Source organism: Aeromonas sp. 1HA1 (assembly GCF_029237385.1).
In the GTDB taxonomy this organism is placed as follows: domain Bacteria; phylum Pseudomonadota; class Gammaproteobacteria; order Enterobacterales; family Aeromonadaceae; genus Aeromonas; species Aeromonas popoffii.
In genome coordinates this window covers 1-1,776 of record NZ_JAACGC010000155.1, presented here as the reverse complement: position 1 = coordinate 1,776, position 1,776 = coordinate 1, and the positions used below count along the sequence as shown (strand labels likewise).

Below are 1,776 nucleotides of genomic sequence, written 5' to 3'. Positions count from 1 at the left end.
GGTGAAGGACAGGAAATCGATCTTGGTTTTGGCGTTATGACCAGTCATCAAAGAAGACCCCCTGATCATAGAAGCCGCGCCAAGTGGCATCGGTGACTTCGACAGGTACAAAATCGAAATCTGGGTAGGTGTGTGAGAGATAACGACCGAGCTGGGGGAGATCGCGGAAGAACTCAACCTGACCAGCAACGCAGGCGGAAACCTCGCCCGTGGGCTCATGCTGCCAATACACATTGCGCTCTGGCTTAACTACGGCTGAAAAAACGGTCATTCCCTACCCCCTGATATGGCTCGCAAAATGCGCATCCATACAACTCAACGTGGGCAAGCATACAACCGAGTCCGCACACATGCAACCATGTGATGTAAAATCAGCAGGCATACACCAAGAGGCCGCGAAATGACGCACATAGGCGACAATATAAAACGCATACGCAAGCAGGCAGGATTGAGCCAGCAGGACTTGGCCGAAAAATGCGGCATATCAAAATCGCAACTGTCCCGACTCGAAAGTGGTGAACAAGAAAATCCGCTGGTAAAGACGCTCATCCCGATCGCAACAGCGCTAGGAGTGTCACTTGATGAGATTGTTTACGGGGAAACTACGGAGACAATGAGCTACCTATCCAAGGCAATCGAAGAGTTGCCCGAAGAAGATAAGGTAGCTATCAGAAAACTGATCAGGGGATGGATGCTCATCACCCACACAGAAAAACTAGGCGAATAGCTCGGCGCCAGGTCGCGCATAACACGGGTTATATTAAAGATTTTCGGGCGTCTGGATGATGCCAGCACGCTGCCCCACATCCCTCCTACCTCAAAGCCCCCTGCCCTGTTCGATTGTGGCAGGGGGCCTAGTCTTCAACATAACCACTGATCACATTATGCGCGGTCAGGCTTAGGGGTATGACGAAGGGGCCGGAGGCCCCAAGCTGATGATCCTGATTGGATAGCGGCTTACCATAGCCACATTGAGTGCCCGCAACAAGACATCACCATACCGCACCATATCGGTAAGCTGCATGTGGCAAGAAACAAGAAATCACATTGTTAAACAGGATCTTAGATGACGTTTGAAAGTTGGCTTAAGCTGATCATTACAATAGGTGGAATCATCACTTTTGCACTAAAGGCCTACGTTTGGTGGCAGAAAAGGAAGATTAGGAGGCTGAAAACCGAGCTAGAAAACCAGAAAAAAGACTTGAAGAAATCCCCTGACTTCAAGAAATGAAGCAAGGGGCTATACAAGCCCCTTTAGAATTGATGCCGATAACTAGCTTTATCGGCATCAATAGGACTACTTTTTATTAACATTGTTCGGCTTAGAGCCATCGGGATTTGCTCGAGCATAATTGATCCCGTCACGTCCATAATTGTGATGCTCTGGATGCTTCCCCCGTTCAATCTCTATAGTGAGTTGCTGACGAGAGACGACCCCGCGACCGTGGACCGTATAAGTCAGGTTTTCACCGTTCGGGCCGTCACCATTACCGCGAATATTCTTTGCCATGTGTATCCCCTGTTTGAGCACCATGCTCCATACGGATATTGCGGATATCGTTTACCAAAACCAAGCCCTTACTGACAAAAAACCAACCTTGTAAGAGATAACACCCCTGCCCCGTGGCTGTATCGGGCATGTGGGGATTGAATTCCCCCCGTATTACTACCCGGGGGGCCTGAACAGCAACAGCCCGAAAAGACGCACTGACAAGGCGTAAGAGCTTGGCATGGGCTTGTCTACGACAGGAGGATTAGGCAGTTACCAGCCGCGCC

Annotated in this window: 3 protein-coding genes; 1 reads left to right on the top strand and 2 read right to left on the bottom strand. The window is 50.0% G+C overall.

Features of this window, described 5'->3' with window-relative positions; translation table 11 throughout:
• Nucleotides 1–34 precede the first annotated feature (34 nt).
• The gene (locus tag GWQ22_RS21295; RefSeq protein ID WP_275931604.1) at nucleotides 35–271 is read right to left on the bottom strand and encodes a hypothetical protein; all 237 of its coding nucleotides are present in this window, start codon (nucleotides 269–271) and stop codon (nucleotides 35–37) included.
• A gap of 129 nt (nucleotides 272–400) precedes the next feature.
• Between GWQ22_RS21295 and GWQ22_RS21290 the strand changes: the two genes are divergently transcribed.
• Nucleotides 401–727, top strand: coding sequence for a helix-turn-helix transcriptional regulator (locus GWQ22_RS21290; RefSeq protein WP_108537245.1), 327 nt, complete (start codon nucleotides 401–403; stop codon nucleotides 725–727).
• A gap of 570 nt (nucleotides 728–1,297) precedes the next feature.
• Here GWQ22_RS21290 and GWQ22_RS21285 read toward each other — a convergent pair.
• The gene (locus tag GWQ22_RS21285) at nucleotides 1,298–1,510 is read right to left on the bottom strand and encodes a DUF3892 domain-containing protein (RefSeq protein ID WP_275931603.1); all 213 of its coding nucleotides are present in this window, start codon (nucleotides 1,508–1,510) and stop codon (nucleotides 1,298–1,300) included.
• Nucleotides 1,511–1,776 lie beyond the last annotated feature (266 nt).